9 protein-coding genes are annotated in these 16,926 nt (G+C 67.4%); 6 read left to right on the top strand and 3 right to left on the bottom strand.

Features of this window, described 5'->3' with window-relative positions; translation table 11 throughout:
- The first annotated feature begins 136 nt into the window (after positions 1 to 136).
- The 6 genes from FOF45_RS05105 (at position 137) to FOF45_RS05080 (ending at position 11,541) form a co-directional block, all read left to right on the top strand.
- A complete protein-coding gene (locus FOF45_RS05105) occupies positions 137 to 2,275 on the top strand; it encodes an alpha-glucuronidase family glycosyl hydrolase (RefSeq protein WP_158987235.1) in 2,139 nt (712 codons plus the stop codon).
- Between the two features lies 1 nt (position 2,276).
- On the top strand, positions 2,277 to 4,271 hold the full coding sequence (locus FOF45_RS05100) for a sialate O-acetylesterase (protein ID WP_158982912.1): 1,995 nt from the start codon (positions 2,277 to 2,279) through the stop codon (positions 4,269 to 4,271).
- Complete coding sequence (manD, locus tag FOF45_RS05095; protein WP_158982911.1) at positions 4,268 to 5,527, top strand: D-mannonate dehydratase ManD; 1,260 nt, start codon at positions 4,268 to 4,270, stop codon at positions 5,525 to 5,527. The genes FOF45_RS05100 and manD overlap by 4 nt, the downstream gene beginning before the upstream one ends.
- 7 nt (positions 5,528 to 5,534) lie before the next feature.
- Complete coding sequence (locus FOF45_RS05090) at positions 5,535 to 7,205, top strand: glycoside hydrolase family 43 protein (protein WP_158982910.1); 1,671 nt, start codon at positions 5,535 to 5,537, stop codon at positions 7,203 to 7,205.
- A 10-nt stretch (positions 7,206 to 7,215) separates the two neighbouring features.
- Entirely contained in the window at positions 7,216 to 9,921 is a 2,706-nt protein-coding gene (locus tag FOF45_RS05085; RefSeq protein WP_158982909.1) for a glycoside hydrolase family 3 protein, read from the top strand.
- 159 nt (positions 9,922 to 10,080) lie between these two features.
- Positions 10,081 to 11,541, top strand: coding sequence for a mannitol dehydrogenase family protein (locus tag FOF45_RS05080; protein ID WP_484502620.1), 1,461 nt, complete (start codon positions 10,081 to 10,083; stop codon positions 11,539 to 11,541).
- A gap of 73 nt (positions 11,542 to 11,614) precedes the next feature.
- On the opposite strand, the gene FOF45_RS05075 is transcribed toward FOF45_RS05080, so the two are convergent.
- From FOF45_RS05075 to uxaC, 3 genes are all read right to left on the bottom strand, one after another.
- Complete coding sequence (locus tag FOF45_RS05075) at positions 11,615 to 12,637, bottom strand: SMP-30/gluconolactonase/LRE family protein (protein ID WP_158982907.1); 1,023 nt, start codon at positions 12,635 to 12,637, stop codon at positions 11,615 to 11,617.
- Positions 12,637 to 15,363 (bottom strand): beta-galactosidase GalB, encoded by a 2,727-nt coding sequence (gene galB / locus FOF45_RS05070; protein WP_233264204.1) that lies wholly within the window; start codon positions 15,361 to 15,363, stop codon positions 12,637 to 12,639. Before galB ends, FOF45_RS05075 begins: the two co-directional genes overlap by 1 nt.
- 128 nt (positions 15,364 to 15,491) lie before the next feature.
- Positions 15,492 to 16,916, bottom strand: a complete 1,425-nt coding sequence (uxaC, locus tag FOF45_RS05065) for a glucuronate isomerase (protein ID WP_158982905.1) — start codon at positions 16,914 to 16,916, stop codon at positions 15,492 to 15,494.
- Between the last annotated feature and the right edge of the window lie 10 nt (positions 16,917 to 16,926).

Raw genomic sequence — 16,926 nt, 5'->3', positions numbered from 1 at the left:
ATACCGTGAAACAGGATTGCGCATGAGAGCTTTGCACATGGTACGGGCATACCGCCCGGCCGGCGACAGCGTACGTCAGGCCAAGGGGGCGATCCCGCGCCGGCTGGCCGGCCCGTTCCGACGCGCCGCCGCGGCGATGGTGCTGTGCCTGTGCACGACGCTGCTGCCCGCGTTCGCCGCCCACGCCGAGGACGGCTACGACCTGTGGCTGCGCTACCGCCCCATCGCGGGCGCGGAGTCCACCGGTTACCGCGCTCACGCGACCCGGCTCGTCGCCGGCGATGCCACGCCGACCCAGGCCGCGACGCGTGCAGAACTGCTGCGCGGCCTGTCCGGCCTGCTCGGCACCGAACCGGTCGTGGCAGCGGGCGTCGACGGCGATGGCACGCTCATCGTCGGGACGCCGGCCTCATCGAAGCCGATCGCTGCCCTGAAGCTGAAGACGAAGGACCTTGGCCGCGAGGGCTACCTCATCCGCAGCGTGCGCGTGGACGGACGTCCGGCCACGGTCATCGCCGCCAACGACGACATCGGTGCGATGTACGGCGCGTTCCACTACCTGCGCCTGTTGCAGACGCGCGCGCCGGTCGATGCGCTCGACATCCGTGAAGCGCCGCGCACGCAGCTGCGCATGCTCAACCACTGGGACAACCTCAATCGCCACGTCGAACGCGGATACGCCGGCGAATCGATCTGGGACTGGCACAAGCTGCCCGACTATCTCGACCCGCGTTATACCGACTACGCCCGTGCCAACGCGTCCATCGGCATCAATGCGACCGTGCTCAACAATGTCAATGCGAGCGCGCAGCAGCTGACGCCGATGTACATCGCCAAGGCGGCGGCACTGGCGAACGTGTTCCGTCCCTACGGCATCCGCGTGTTCCTGAGCGCGCGCTTCAGCGCGCCGGTGGAGATCGGCGGGCTCAAGACGGCGGACCCGCTCGATCCTGCCGTGCGCAAGTGGTGGGCCGACAAGGCCGACGAGATCTACCGCGCGATCCCCGACTTCGGCGGCTTCCTGGTCAAGGCCAACTCCGAAGGCCAGCCGGGTCCGCAGGACTACGGCCGCACCCACGCCGATGGCGCCAACATGATGGCCGACGCCGTGAAGCCGCACGGCGGAAAGGTCATCTGGCGCGCGTTCGTGTACTCGCACGAAACGCCGGACGACCGCGCCAAGCAGGCATACAACGAGTTCGTGCCGCTCGACGGCAAGTTCCGCGACAACGTGATGGTGCAGGTGAAGAACGGCGCCATCGACTTCCAGCCACGCGAACCGTTCCATCCGCTGTTCGGCGCGATGCCGAAGACACCGCTGATGATGGAATTCCAGATCACCAAGGAGTACCTCGGCTTCGCCACGCACCTGGCGTACCTTGGCCCGCTGTTCGAGGAAACGCTGGAAGCCGACACGCAGGTGCGCGGCCTGGGCTCGACGGTGGCGAAGGTCGTCGACGGCTCGCTGCACAAGTACGCACTGACAGGCATGGCCGGCGTCGCCAACATCGGCAGCGACCGCAACTGGAGCGGCTCCCATTTCGACCAGGCCAACTGGTACGTGTACGGCAGGCTCGCATGGAATCCGCACCTGTCGGCCCGCGACATCGCGCAGGAATGGACGCGGATGACGTTCTCCAACGACGCCGACGTCGTGCAGCCCATCGTCGGCATGATGATGGGATCGCGCGAGGCGGTCGTGGATTACATGACGCCGCTCGGCCTGCATCACCTGATGGGCCGCAGTCACCATTACGGTCCCGGCCCGTGGGTCGAAGGCGGCCCGCGCGCGGATTGGACCTCGGTGTACTACCACCGCGCGACGAAGGACGGCATCGGCTTCGATCGCACCACGCATGGCAGCGATGCGGTGTCGCAGTACGCGCCACCGGTCGCGCGCGCGTTCGACGACGCGGCGAAGACGCCGGAGCAGTTCCTGTTGTGGTTCCACCACGTCCCGTGGGACTACACGACGAAGTCCGGTCGCCCGCTGTGGGACGAACTGGTGCATCGCTATTCGCAAGGCGTCGGCTACGTCGGCGGCATGCGACATACCTGGAACGGTCTGCGCGGTCGCATCGACGCCGAGCGCCACGCACAGGTCGCCACATTCCTCGCGATCCAGGAGAAGGAAGCGAAGTGGTGGCGCGACGCAAGCATCGCCTACTTCCAGACGTTTTCGCAGCGTCCGCTGCCGGAAGGCGAAGCGCCGCCGGAGCATCCGCTCGAATACTACGAATCCCTCGAATTTCCGTTCGCCCCGGGGAATGGCTGACATGGGAACCGCACGTCTCGCGCCACTGCTCGGCGCACTTTTCGCCGCCACCGCCTTAGCCGCGCCCGCAGCCGAAGGGCAGGGTACGCCGCTGCTGCACACGATGTTCCAGGACCATGCGGTGCTGCAGCGGGAACAGCCGATCCGTGTGTATGGCCGTGCCAAGGCTGGCGAGGAAGTTACCGTCGCGCTCGCCGGAAAGCGCGCGCGTGCGCGCGCCGACGCCGACGGTCGCTGGAGCGCCACGTTGCCGGCGATGAAAGCCGGCGGCCCGTACACGCTCAGTGCGAGCGCAGCGGGCACGACGCAGAACGTCAGCGACGTACTGGTCGGCGACGTGTGGCTGTGCTCGGGTCAGTCGAACATGGAACTGCAGGTATGGCGCTCGCTCGATGCGCGCGCGGAGATCGCCGGCGCCTCCAGCGACACGATCCGCCTGCTCACCGTTCCGCAGAACGGCGCGTCGACGCCGCAGGAGACCTTCGCCACGCCGGTGAAGTGGACGGCCACCAGCCCCGACACGATCCGAGACTTCTCCGCGGCCTGCTACTACTACGCGCGCGAACTGCAGAAGACCGTCAACGTGCCGATGGGCCTGGTCAATGCCGCGTGGGGCGGTTCGCGCATCCAGGCCTGGACGAGCGGCGACGCGTTGCGTTCGACCGGCCTGTACAACGACGAACTCGACGTGCTCGCGCAGTACGCGACGGATGAAGTCGGCGCAGTGGGTCGCTGGGGCGACATCTGGACGCGCTGGTGGAAGGCACGCGCTGACGCGAAGCCCGGTGACGAGCCGTGGAGCGCGTCCTACGTCCCTGGTAAGGAGTGGCGCACCGCACCGCGCGAGCTCGGCGCGTGGGAGCGCTGGGGCGTTGCCGACCTCGCGGCGTTCGACGGCATGGTCTGGTACCGCACGACGGTGAAGCTGACCGCGCAGCAGGCGCAACAGGAGGCGACGCTCGCGCTCGGCCCTGCCGACGAAGTGGACATGACGTGGGTGAACGGCACCGCCGTCGGCAGCACCTACGGCGCCGGCAGCGGTCGCGAGTACGTGCTGCCGCGCGGCCTGCTCAAGGCGGGCGAGAACAGCGTCGTCGTCAACGTGCTTGACACGTACCGCGATGGCGGCCTGTCCGGTCCGGCGTCGGTGCACCTGCTGCGCTTCAAGGACGGTTCGACCGCACCGCTGTCGAGCCCGTGGAAGTACCGCACGGTTCCCGGCAGCGATTCGCCGCCGCGCGCGCCGTGGCAGACCGCGGCGGGTCTGTCCACGCTATACAACGGCATGATCGCGCCGCTTGGCCGCTACAACCTGCGCGGCATGCTCTGGTACCAGGGCGAATCCAACACCTTCGAAGCGCAGCGATATCGCGACCTGCTGCGCACGCTGCGCGACGACTGGCGCGGCCGCTTCGGCAAGGACACGCCGCTGACCATCGTGCAGCTCGCCGGCTACGGCTGGCCGAAGTCGAAGCCCGACGAAAGCGGCTGGGCGTCGCTGCGCGAATCGCAGCGCATCGTCGCCAATGAAGATGCGCACAGCGGTCTCGTCGTCACCATCGACATCGGCGACCACTACGACATCCATCCGCCGAACAAGCAGGAAGTCGGTCGTCGCCTCGCGCGTGTCGCGCGCCATGTCGTTTACGGCGAGAAGCTTCCGCCGTCGGGTCCGGTGCCGCTGTCCGCGCGTCGTGCGGACGATGCGGTCGTGGTGACGTTCGGCGACAACACCGGCGATCTCGTCGGACAGGGCGCCGACGGCCCCATCGGTTTCGAACTGTGCGGCGCGCAGCCGGGCTCGTGCGCCTACGCCGAAGCGAAGGCATGGGGCAACACCGTCACCCTGCGTGCGCCGAATGCGCACGACGCCACACGCGTGCGCTACTGCTGGGCCGATGGTCCGGTGTGCACGCTGTTCGACGGCGCGAACCTGCCCGCCGGACCCTTCGAACTCAACCTTCCCACCGCCTCTTCCGACGACCACGCACGATGAACGCCCCCACTGCTTCCGAACAGTCACGCCACGGTTCCGCACGCGATCGCGAGATCGTCGATGCGAAGGTCATCGTCACCTGCCCGGGCCGCAACTTCGTCACGCTCAAGATCACCACGCGATCAGGCATCACCGGCCTGGGCGATGCCACGCTCAACGGCCGCGAACTCGCCGTCGCGTCGTACCTGCAGGACCACCTCGTGCCGAACCTGATCGGCCGCGACGCCGGTCGCATCGAGGACATCTTCCAGTTCTTCTATCGCGGAGCCTACTGGCGTCGCGGTCCGGTCACGATGACCGCTATCGCTGCGGTCGACGTGGCGCTGTGGGACATCCTCGGCAAGATGGCGGGCCTGCCGCTGTACCAGCTGCTCGGCGGACGCTCGCGCGAAGGCGCGCTGGTGTACGGCCACGCCAACGGCCGCGACATCGAAGAGGCCAGCGACGAAGTCGGCAAGTACATCGAGAAGGGCTTCCTCGCGGTGCGTGCGCAATGCGGCGTTCCGGGCGTGAAGAAGGCCTACGGCATCTCCACCGGTGGCAAGCCATACGAACCGGCCGAGAGCGAACTGCCGGCCGAAACCGTGTGGAACACGCCGAAGTACCTCGACGTCGTGCCGAAGCTGTTCGAGCGCCTGCGCACCGACCACGGCAACGACGTCGAACTGCTGCACGACGTCCACCATCGCCTCAGCCCGATCGAAGCCGCGCGGCTTGCCCGCAGCCTCGAGCCGTACCGTCTGTTCTGGCTGGAGGATTCCACGCCGGCCGAGAACCAGAAATCCTTCGAACTGATCCGCCAGCATTCGGTCACGCCGCTCGCGGTGGGCGAGGTGTTCAACTCGATCTGGGACTGCAAGCACCTGATCGAGAACCAGCTGGTCGACTACATCCGCACCACCATCGTGCACGGCGGCGGCATCAGCCACGTGCGACGCATCGCCGACTTCGCCGCGCTGCACCAGGTGCGCACCGGCTTCCACGGCGCCACCGATCTGTCGCCGGTGTGCATGGGCGCGGCGCTGCACTTCGACACGTGGGTGCCGAACTTCGGTATCCAGGAATACATGTTCCACTCCGACGAGACCAACGAGGTCTTCCCGCACGACTACACGTTCCGCGACGGCCGCCTGCATTGCGGCGAAGCGCCGGGCCACGGAGTGGACATCGACGAGAAGCTGGCCGCCCGTTACCCATACGCGCCGAAGCAACTGCCGATCGCGCGGCTGGAAGATGGCTCGATGTGGGACTGGTGAGGTACGCATGAAGCGGATCGGAACGGTGTTGTCCCTGATGCTCGCCATCGCGCTGCCCGCGACGGCGGCCGAGCCCGTGCTGTTCGACTGGTTCGAGTATCGCGGCCACGATCGCGCCTTCGAACAACCGCTTCCGCCGCACCACTACCGCAACCCGATCCTCGCCGGCTTCTATCCGGACCCGAGCATCGTGCGCGCGCGCGGCAAGTTCTACCTGGTGAACTCCACGTTCTCGTACTTCCCGGGCATTCCGGTGTTCGAGAGCGACGACCTGGTGCACTGGACGCAGATCGGCCACGTCATCGACCGGCCGTCGCAGCTCGACTTCGATGGGCTGGGCATGTCGCGCGGCGTGTTCGCGCCGACGATCGAGTATCACGACGGCACCTTCTACGTGGTCAACACCGCGGTCGACAACGGCGGGAACTTCATCGTCACCGCGAAGGATCCGGCCGGTCCGTGGTCCGATCCGATATGGCTGAAGACCATCGACGGCATCGACCCTTCGCTGTTCTTCGACGACGACGGCAAGGTCTACCTGCTCAACAACGACGCGCCGGAAGGCACGCCGCTGTACGACGGACATCGCGCGATCTGGATGCAGGAACTCGAACGCACGACGTTCAAGCCCGTCGGGCCGCGCAAGGTGCTGCTCAACGGCGGCGTCGACCTGTCGACGAAACCGATCTGGATCGAAGGGCCGCACCTGTACAAGCGCGAGGGCTGGTACTACCTGGTCTGCGCCGAAGGCGGCACCGGACCGCAACACTCGCAGGTCGTCTCGCGCAGCCGTTCGCCGTGGGGGCCGTTCCAGCCGTACGCGGGCAACCCGATCCTCACCCAGCGCGACCTTCCCGACGATCGTGCCGATGCCATCACCAACGCCGGCCATGCCGATCTGGTCGAGGGTACGGATGGCAGCTGGTGGGCCGTGTTCCTGGCCAGTCGTGCGTACGACCGCGTGCACTACAACACCGGTCGCGAAACCTTCCTGCTGCCGGTGACGTGGAAGGATGGCTGGCCGACGATCCTCGACTACGGCAAGCGCATTCCGCAGGTTGCGCCGTCGCCCGTATTCGCCCGTAGCGATGCGACGCAGGCACCGCTGTCGGGCAACTTCACCTGGCGCGACGACTTCGACAGCAAGTCGCTCGATGCGACGTGGATGTTCGCGCGCGTGCCGAAGCAGCCGTGGGCGGACGTCGCCGCGCATCCGGGCCGGCTCGCGATCCATCCGCTGGGCGAAAGGTTGGACACGCTGCGAAATCCGTCGTACCTCGCGCGCCGCCAGCAGCATCTCGCATTCGAGGCGAGCACGGCGATGGCGGTACCGAAGGACGACGGTGTTGAAGCGGGCCTCGCTGCGTTCCAGAACGAGCGTCACTGGTTCACCTTCGTCGCGCGTCGCGCCGCCGACGGCGTCCACGTGTCGCTGCGCAAGCGGAAGGGCGAAGCGACGACCACGCTCGCGAGCGCGACGCTGCCCGCGACGACGCGCGAACTGAAGCTGAAAGTGCAGGCCGATGCAGGCGACTACTCGTTCGCCTACGACGGTGGATCGGGATGGACGTGGCTGAAGCAGGACGAAGACGGCACGGTGCTGAGCACCGACGTCGCCGGCGGTTTCATCGGTGCAACGGTGGGGCCCTATGCGCGCATCGTGCGCGACGACCAGTGAGGAGAGGGACATGCGGAACGGAACACCTCGTACGAACACGCGCCCGCTGCGCACGGCAATCGCGGTCGCGCTGCTGATCGCATCCAGCGCTGCTACGAGTTCGCAGCCAGCTCCGCCGCCGCCGAAGGGAAGCGAGCCCTGGCTCGACACGTCGCGCAGCTTCGAACAGCGCGCCGCGGACCTGGTGTCGCGCATGACGCTGGAAGAGAAGGCCGCGCAGATGGCGAACGGCGCGCCGGCAATCCCGCGCCTGGGCGTGCCCGCCTACGACTGGTGGAACGAGGCGCTGCACGGCGTCGCACGCGCAGGCGCGGCGACGGTGTTTCCGCAGGCGATCGGCATGGCGGCGACGTTCGACACGCCGCTGATGGCGCAGATCAGCACCGTCATCAGCGACGAAGCGCGCGCCAAGCACCACGAGTTCTTCCGCAACGGTCAGCACGGCCGCTACCAGGGCCTCACGTTCTGGTCGCCGAACATCAACATCTTCCGCGACCCGCGCTGGGGCCGTGGACAGGAAACCTACGGTGAGGATCCCTACCTGACGGCACGCATGGGCGTGACGTTCGTGAAGGGGCTGCAGGGCGACGATCCGAAGTACCGCAAGCTCGATGCCACCGCCAAGCACTTCGCCGTGCACAGTGGTCCGGAAGCCGACCGACACACGTTCGACGCGCGCCCGAGCGAGCGCGACCTGCGCGAGACCTACCTGCCGGCCTTCGAAGCGTTGGTGAAGGAAGGCCAGGTCGATGCGGTCATGGGCGCGTACAACCGCGTCTATGGCGAGTCGGCCAGCGCGAGCAAGTTCTTGCTGCAAGACACGCTGCGCCGCGATTGGGGCTTCAAGGGCTACGTCGTGTCCGATTGCTGGGCCATCGTCGACATCTGGAAGCACCACAAGATCGTCGCGACGCCCGAGGAGGCCGCCGCGCTCGCGGTGAAGAACGGTACCGAACTGGACTGCGGCGACACCTATGCGCCGTCGCTGCCGGTCGCGGTGCGCAAGGGACTGATCGCCGAATCCGAAGTCGACAAGGCGCTGGTCCAGCTGTTCACCGCGCGCATGCGCCTGGGCATGTTCGACCCGCCCGAGCAGGTGCGCTGGGCGCGCATCCCGTACTCGGTCAACCAGGCACCCGAGCACGACGCGCTGTCGCGCAAGGTCGCTCAGGAATCGATCGTGCTGTTGAAGAACGACGGCGTGCTTCCTCTGTCGCGCGAGACGAAGCGGATTGCCGTCGTCGGCCCGACCGCCGACGACACGATGGCGCTGCTGGGTAACTACTACGGCACGCCGGCCGCGCCGGTGACGATCCTGCAAGGCATCCGCGACGCCGCGCCGAACGCGCAGGTCGTGCATGCGCGCGGCGTCGACCTGGTCGAAGGCCGCGACGATCCCGCCGCGACGCCGCTGATCGAGCCGCAATACCTGCGCCCGGCCAAGGGCTCGACCGAGCGTGGCCTGCGCGGCGAATACTTCCGCTCGCGCGATCTGTCGGGCGCGCCCGCGCTGGTGCGCGTGGATTCGCAGATCGGCTTCCGCTGGGATCGCGGTTCGCCGACCGACAACCTGATGGCGCGTGGCGAAGCGCACGGTGGCCAGTCCGTGCCGGCCGACAACTTCAGCATCCGCTGGAGCGGACAGCTGCTGCCACCGGTGTCGGGTACGTACCAGATCGAAGCGGCCGCGAACGACGGCTTCCGTCTGTACGTCGACGGCAAGCTGCTGCTGGACCACTGGGACAAGAGCGATCGCCTGCGTGCCGACAGCGTCAGCGTGAAGCTTGATGCTGGCCGTGCGTACGACCTGCGCCTGGAGTACTACGAAGAAGAGCGCGACGCGGGCGTCCGCCTGGCGTGGCGCATGCCGGGCGCGAAGCCGCCGTTCGAGGAAGCGGTACAGGCCGCGCGCGATTCGGACGTGGTGGTCTTCGTTGGTGGTCTCACCGGCGACGTCGAAGGCGAGGAAATGACGGTCAACTATCCGGGCTTCTCCGGCGGCGATCGCACCGACACGCGCCTGCCTGAAACGCAGCGCAAGCTGCTCGAAGCGCTGCACGCGACCGGCAAGCCGGTGGTGATGGTACTGACCACGGGTTCGGCCCTGGCCGTGGACTGGGCGAAGCAGAACCTGCCCGCGATCCTGGTCGCCTGGTATCCAGGCCAGCGTGGCGGCAACGCGGTGGCCGACGTGCTGTTCGGCGATACGAATCCGGCGGGTCGTCTGCCGGTCACGTTCTACAAGGCGGACGAAAAGCTGCCGGCATTCGACGACTACGCGATGCGCGGACGCACGTACCGCTACTTCGAAGGCGAACCGCTGTACGCGTTCGGCCACGGCCTGTCGTACACCACGTTCGACTACGGCAACCTCAAGCTCGACCGCGAGCGCGCTGCGTCGTCGCAGGCGATTAAGGTCACGCTGGACGTGAAGAACACCGGCACGCGTGCAGGCGACGAGGTCGTGCAGCTCTACCTGAAGCCGGTCGATCCGAAGCATGAACGCGCACGCAAGGAGATGCGCGGCTTCCAGCGCATCCACCTCGCGCCGGGCGAGTCGCGCACCGTCACGTTCGACATCACGCCGGCGAAGGATCTGCGCACCTGGGACGAGAACCGCGACGCGTACTCGGTCGACCCGGGCAGGTACGAGGTGCAGGTCGGTGCGTCGAGCGCGGACGTGCGCGCGACGAAAACCCTGACCGTGACGAAATGACCGTCGCAACGGAGGCGTGCGCCGCCTTCGGTCGCACAGGCTGTCGTCCCCGCGCAGGCGGGGATCCAGCCTGACGGCGCATCACCCCGGATTCCCACTTGCGCGGGAATGACAGCTGCTACAGCGACACCCACCCGATCACGAACGACCCAGACCGAAATCCCGATGCAACGCCTCAGCAACGCCACGCTTCCGCAGCTCCCTTCCACCATCGCACGTCCAGCCTACGACCGCACGACGACGCGCATCGGCATCGTCCACCTCGGCGCGGGCGCGTTCCATCGCGCGCACCAGGCGGTGTATGTCGACGACCTGTTGGCCGACGAGCCCGACTGGGCGATCTGTGGCGTCTCGCTCAACAGCCGCGACGTACGCGATGCCCTCCAGCCGCAGGACGGCCTCTACGCCTTGGCGCTGCTGGACGAACAGCCGAAGTTGCGCGTTATCGGGTCCATCCGTGAAGTGCTCGCCGCGCGCGAGCAGGGTGCGCAGGTGCTGGAGCGCCTAGCCGATCCGAACGTCCGCATCGTCACGCTCACGGTCACCGAGAAGGGATACTGCCTCGCCGGCGACAACCTCGACCTGATGCATCCGGACATCGCCAGCGACCTCGCCTCGCCGCGTACGCCGATCAGCGCGGTCGGCTACGTCGTCGAAGGCCTGCGATTGCGTCGTGAGCGCGGAGTTGCGGCATACACCGTGCTCAGCTGCGACAACCTCGCCGACAACGGCGGAAAGATGCGTCGCGCGGTGCTGCAGTTCGCCGAGCGCCTCGATGAAGAGCTGGCGCTGTGGATCGCTGGCCATGCGACGTTCCCGCGTTCGATGGTGGACAGCATCACGCCCGCCACCGACGACGCGCTGCGCGAACGCCTCCGTGCGCAACTCGGATGCGACGACGCGTGGCCGGTGCAGCGCGAGCGCTACACGCAATGGGTGGTGGAGGACGCGTTCTGCAACGGCCGCCCGAAGTTCGAGCGCGTCGGCGTGACGATGAGCGACGAGATCGCCGGCTACGACAAGGCCAAGCTGCGCCTGCTCAACGCGCCGCATTCGACGCTCGCCTACCTCGGTTCGCTGCTCGGCATCGACACCGTCGCGCAGGCGATGGCGACGCCGGTGCTGGCGGACTTCGTCGAGCGCCTGATGCGCGGATCCATCGCGCCGAATGTCGCCGCGCCGCGCGGCTTCGATGCGCAGGCCTACATCGGTGCGATTCTGGAACGCTTCCGCAATCCGGCGATCCAGCACCGCCTGTCGCAGATCGCGTGGGACGGCTCGCAGAAGTTGCCGGTACGACTGCTCGGCACGATCTCCGATGCGCTCGCTGCAGGACGTTCGATCGACGCGCTGTGCCTTCCCGTCGCCGGGTGGATGCACTTCGTGCGGCGCCAGTCGCGCGATGGCGTCGCGCTGGTCGATCCGCTCAACGCGGTGCTCTCGCGCATCGGGCGGGCGGCGAACGGCGATGCGGGCGATGTCGGGGTATTCCTTGCGCTCGACACGGTGTTCGGCCCGTTGGCGCGCAATGAGGCCTTCGTTGCGCCGCTGCGCGCGGCGTACCTGACGCTCGGCGATGCATCGCCAGCGACGGTGGCGCGGGCGCTGTCCAACGCATGACGGTTCAGGGTCGCGCGGTTCGCTCCTCTTCCGGCCGCGCGATCCATTTTTCCTTCCGGTGCGGTACCGGCGCCTAGCGTCCGATGCCGCGCACCTTCGTTTGCACGCGCGCGACGAAGGTGTGTGAGGTCAGGTACAGCATGCCGTCGTCGCCGAAGGCGCAGTTGGACACGCGTGCGCCGGTTTCGATGAAGCCAAGGCGCTTGCCGTTCGCATCCATCACCAGCAGCCCACCCGGTGCACTGGCGAACAGGTGTCCGTCGCTCGACACCGCCAACCCGTCCGGTGCGCCGGACGCGCCAGCGGCGATCAGGTCGGACGCATCCGCGAGCACGCGCGAGTCGAGCGCATCCCCGCGCGCGTCGAGCCGATAGGCCTTCCAGATCGGTCGTTTCGGATCGGAGTTCGCGACGTACAGCGTGCGCTCGTCGGGCGAGAGCGCGACGCCGTTGGGAAAGCGCAGCTCGCCGTCGATGAGGTGGACCGAACCGTCCGGATCGAGCCGGTACACACCATTGACCGGCTGCTCCTTCAGTGGCGACTCGTTGATGCCTTTCAGGCCGTACGGCGGATCGGTGAAGAACACCGCGCCGTCGCTGCGACGGATGACGTCGTTGGGACTGTTGAGGCGCTTGCCCTGGTACATCGCGGCGAGCGTGGTCTTGCGCTTCGTCGCCGGGTCGAGCCGCGCGATGAGTCGCGTGCCCGAGTCGGCGAGCAGCACCGTGCCCTGCGGTTCGACGTCGAGTCCGTTAGCCCCCGCCTCGCGCAGGCCTTCCACGTCGCTACCCGCGTAGCCCGAAGGCTTGAGGAACACCGACGTGCCCTCGCGCGGCGACCAGCGGTACATGGTGTTTCCGGGCACGTCGTTGAACAACAGGTAGCCGTCGCGCATCCACAGCGGACCTTCGGCCCAGGCGAATCCTTCGGCGATCCGCTCGACGCGCACATTGGACGCAAGGATGGCGTCGAACGCAGGGTCGTACGAACTCACGCGTCCGATCGCCTCGTGGTTGCGCGTATCGATCGCCGGTGCGCATGCAGTGGCGGCGACCAAGGCAGTAGCAAGCAGCAGGGTGCGGAATGTCGTGTTCATCACCGGACCTCCAACGCGATGTCGTCGCCCTGCAGGCCAGACGCTGTGGCGTGCAGCGTGACCTTGCCGCTGCGGCCGGGAATGGCGCGCAGGATCACCAGTGCCGCACCGCTGAAGGCGCGACGTTCGTGCGACGGGAATGCTTCCATGTCGGTCGGATCGCCGTTGTCGGTGGCGACGATCTCTGCCGGGCCGTCGACGGTGAAGGCGATCCGGTTGGCTGCCGTCGGTGCGACGCGTCCCGCGGTATCGAGCACACGCACGCTCACGAACGACAGGTCTTTGCCGTCGCCCGCGATCGCGCGGCGGTCGGCCGACATCTCCAGCTTTGCGGCCGCGCCCGCCGTGCGCGTACTCGCGCCAGCCCACGGCTTGCCGTTACGGTAGGCCTGCACGCGCAACTCGCCGGGCTGGTACACCACGTCGTCCCAGCGCAGACGATATTCGAACGGGGCCTTCTTCCTGCGTCCCTGCGAGACGCCATTGACGAAGAGTTCCGCTTCGTCGCCCGACGTGAACACATGCACCGGCGTGACCTGGCCCTCGCGGCCCGGCCACGTCCAGTGCGGCAGCAGATGCGCCATCGGCAGATCGGGTCGCCAGCGCGCCTGGTAGAGGTAGTAGCGATCCTTCGGGAAACCGGCCAGATCGACGATGCCGGAGTACGAACTGCGCGAGTCGTAGTACGGCGTGGGTTCGCCGAGGTAATCGAAGCCGGTCCACACGAACTCGCCCGCAACGTAGGGATGGCGGTCCAGGCTGGCGAACACCTTGTCGGCGCTGGATCCGAAATCCACCGCATGCAGCTCGTACGCGCTGACCTGACGGATCGACGAGTCGCCGCCGCGGCCATCGCGCACCGGCGCGCTGATCGCCTTCTCGACGGGGAACAGATACACGCCGCGACTGCTCAACGCTGATGCGGTCTCTGTGCTGACGATGGCCTTGTCGGGGAACGCGGCGTGGAAACCGGGGTACTGAGGCGGCGTGCGGATGCGCTCGGTGCCTTCGAACTCCGGATCCTGGCGGATGCCTTCACCCTGGTAGTTCAGGCCGATCACGTCCAGCGCACCCGGCAGCGGCATGTCGGGCTTGGCCCAGTTCATCGCATTGATGGTCGGACGCGTCGGGTCTTCCTCGCGCACGATGGCGTGCAGGCGACGTGCGATCGCTGCGCCCTCCTCTCCGGTGTACTGCTCGCCGACCTCGTTGCCCACGCTCCACAGCACGATGGAAGGATGGTTGCGGTCGCGGCGCAGCATCGCGCGCAGGTCGGGCTCGTGCCAGTCGGGGAAGATCAGGTGGAAGTCGAGCGGCGTCTTCCTGCGTTCCCACGAATCGAACACTTCATCGACCACGAGCAGGCCCATGCGGTCGGTGAGTTCGAGCAGTTCAGGCGCCGGCGGGTTGTGCGCCATGCGCACGGCGTTCGCGCCCATGTCCCGCAGGATCTCCAGCTGGCGCTCCGCGGCGCGCACGTTGAACGCCGCGCCGAGCGCACCGAGGTCGTGGTGGTTGTTCACGCCGCGGATGACGATGCGCTCGCCGTTGATGAACAGGCCTTCGTTCGCATCCAAGCGGATCGAGCGGATGCCGAACGGCGTCTCCATGCGATCGACGACGCGACCGTCGCGCGTGACGGTGCTGACGGCGACGTAGCGGTTCGGGTGCTGCGTCGGTGGCGGACCCCACAGCCGTGGGCGGGCGAGGGTGGTCGACGCGGAAAGCGTCGCGCTCGATCGTCCCGCGACTCGGGCACGTCCGCCGTCGATGCGTGCGACGGCGTGCCCGCTGCGGCGGCCCGCATCGTCCAGCGCGAACAGCTCGGTCGCGACGGACACGTCCGCGCCTTCGTGCGAGTCGTTGTCGATGGACACATCGATCGCGATCGTCGCGCGCTCCTTCGACACCTGCGGCGTGCTAACGCGCGTGCCCCAGTGAGCGACGTGCACCGGGCCGGTCTTCACCAGCCAAACGTTGCGATAGAGGCCCGCGCCGGGATACCAGCGCGCCGAATCCGGCGGATTGTCGAGGCGGATCGCGAGCTGGTTCGTTCCGCCAGGCACCGCATAAGGCGTGAGGTCCACGCGCCACGAGTTGTAGCCGTAAGGCCACCCACCGACGAGGCGGCCGTTGAGCCACACCGTCGCGTACGACATCGCACCGTCGATGTCGAGGAAGATCGAACGACCGCGATCGCTCGCGGGAATGTCGAGCGTGCGTCGATACCACGCCGCACCCCAGGTCTGCAGGCGACCCATGCCGCCGTACGGACCGTCCTTCAGGAACGGGCCGGCGATGGCCCAGTCGTGCGGCAGCGTGACGCGCTGCCAGCCGCTGTCGTCGAAACGGGATTGCACGAATGCGGATTCGCTGCCGGGATCAGCGGCAGGCCGCACGTGGCGACGCGCGGGGTCGCGGATCAGCGCGTTCGCGCTCGGCAGGATCCACGGCTTGAGCACCCGCTCGCCGCGCGCGCGCACCTTCGCGGCCTCTTCCGGCTTTGCATCGGCATCCTTGCTGTCGGTACTCGCGGCGATCTCGGGGCGTACGTCGTAGTCGAGGCCGGCAACACCGGCGGGATCGCCACGATGGAAGCGCCAGTCGTCGTTGATCGAAAGGCGCTCACGAGGAACGTCGCTGGCGATGGCTGCGGCGATTGGCAGCAGTCCCAGCAACGAAACACAGACGATCGACAGTGCCTTCCACCAACTGTCCCGATGCATCGCCACGGAATCCCGTTGCATGAAGCTGTCATCCCCGCGCAGGCGGGGATCCAACCGTGAGGGCCCGGATGGCTGGATTCCCGCCTTCGCGGGCATGACAGCAATGAGCTCCATCGCCGTCCATTTCGTCACAGCCGATACGCCTGCTTCGGCAAGCGATACGCGAGATCCGTCGCGACTTCCATCGCTTCGTCCTCGTCCATGCGGTGTTCGGCGACCAGCTTGGCGAGGAATGCGCAGTCGATGCGACGCGCAACATCGTGGCGTGCGGGAATCGACAGGAACGCACGCGTGTCGTCGTTGAAGCCGATCGTGTTGTAGAAGCCGGCGGTGCTCAGCGTCTGCTCGCGGAAGCGCCACATGCCTTCCGGCGCATCGTGGAACCACCACGCCGGGCCGAGGAACAGCGATGGATAGTGGCCGGCGAGCGGACCGAGCTCGCGGCTGTAGGTGCTTTCGTCCAGCGTGAACAGGATGACGGTCAGACGCGGATCGTTGCCGAAGCGGTCGAGCATCGGCTTGAGCGCATGCACATATTCGGTGCGCAACGGGATGTCCGCGCCCTTGTCGCGGCCGTGGCGTTCGAACAGCCCGGCGTTGTGGTTGCGGAAGCAACCCGGATGGATCTGCAGGACGAGCCCGTCGTCCAGGCTCATCGCGGCCATCTCGGTGAGGATCTGCGCGCGAAACAGTTCGGCTTCCGTGGCACTCGCCGCGCCGCGCACGACCTTGTCGAACAGCCGGCGCGACTCGTCCGTGGACAGGTTGGCGGTGGCGGCGGTGGGATGGCCGTGGTCGGTCGACGTCGCGCCCATCGACGCGAAGAACGCGCGACGCTGGCGATGCGCGCGCAGGTAGCCGTCCCAGCTGTGAACGTCCTCGCCGGTGATCTCGCCGAAGCGTTCGAGCGAGGCGGCGAACTCTTCATGCTCCGGATCGACGACCGGGTCGGGGCGGTATGCCGTGATCACGCGGCCATTCCAGCCGCTGTCGCGGATCGTCGCGTGGTGTTCCAGCGGATCCAGCGGCGACTCGGTGGTGGCGATGACCTCGATGTTGAAGCGCTCGAACAGGGCGCGCGGCAGGAACTGCGGCGTCTGCAGCGCCGCGGTGATGCGGTCGTAGTAGTCGTCGGCGGTGCCCGCGTCCAGCTTCGTGCGCAGACCGAACACGTCGTGGAAGACATGGTTGAGCCACATCGACGATGGCGTGCCGCGGAACAGGTGGAAGTTCTCCGCGAACAGGCGCCACGCCGCGCGCGGATCCACGTTCGCACGCGACCCATCGCGACGCGTGATTCCAAGCGCATCCAGCGCGATGCCCTGGCTATGGAGCATGCGGAACACGTAGTGATCGGGAACCAGGAGAAGCTCGGTCGCGTTGGCGAACGCCGCGTTGCCGGCGAACCACGCGGGATCGGTGTGGCCGTGCGGGCTGACGATCGGTAGGTGCGCGACCTGCGCGTACAGTCGGCGCGCAATCTCGCGCTGCGTCGGATCGGACGGAAACAAACGGTCTTCGTGCAGCGTCAGCGGTTGTGGGGTTGCGTTCATGACGGCGGTG

This window comes from Lysobacter panacisoli (assembly GCF_009765165.1).
Classification (GTDB): Bacteria; Pseudomonadota; Gammaproteobacteria; order Xanthomonadales; family Xanthomonadaceae; genus Lysobacter_J; species Lysobacter_J panacisoli.
Note: the sequence above shows the minus strand (reverse complement) of the source record. Positions and strands in the feature narration are given on the sequence as shown.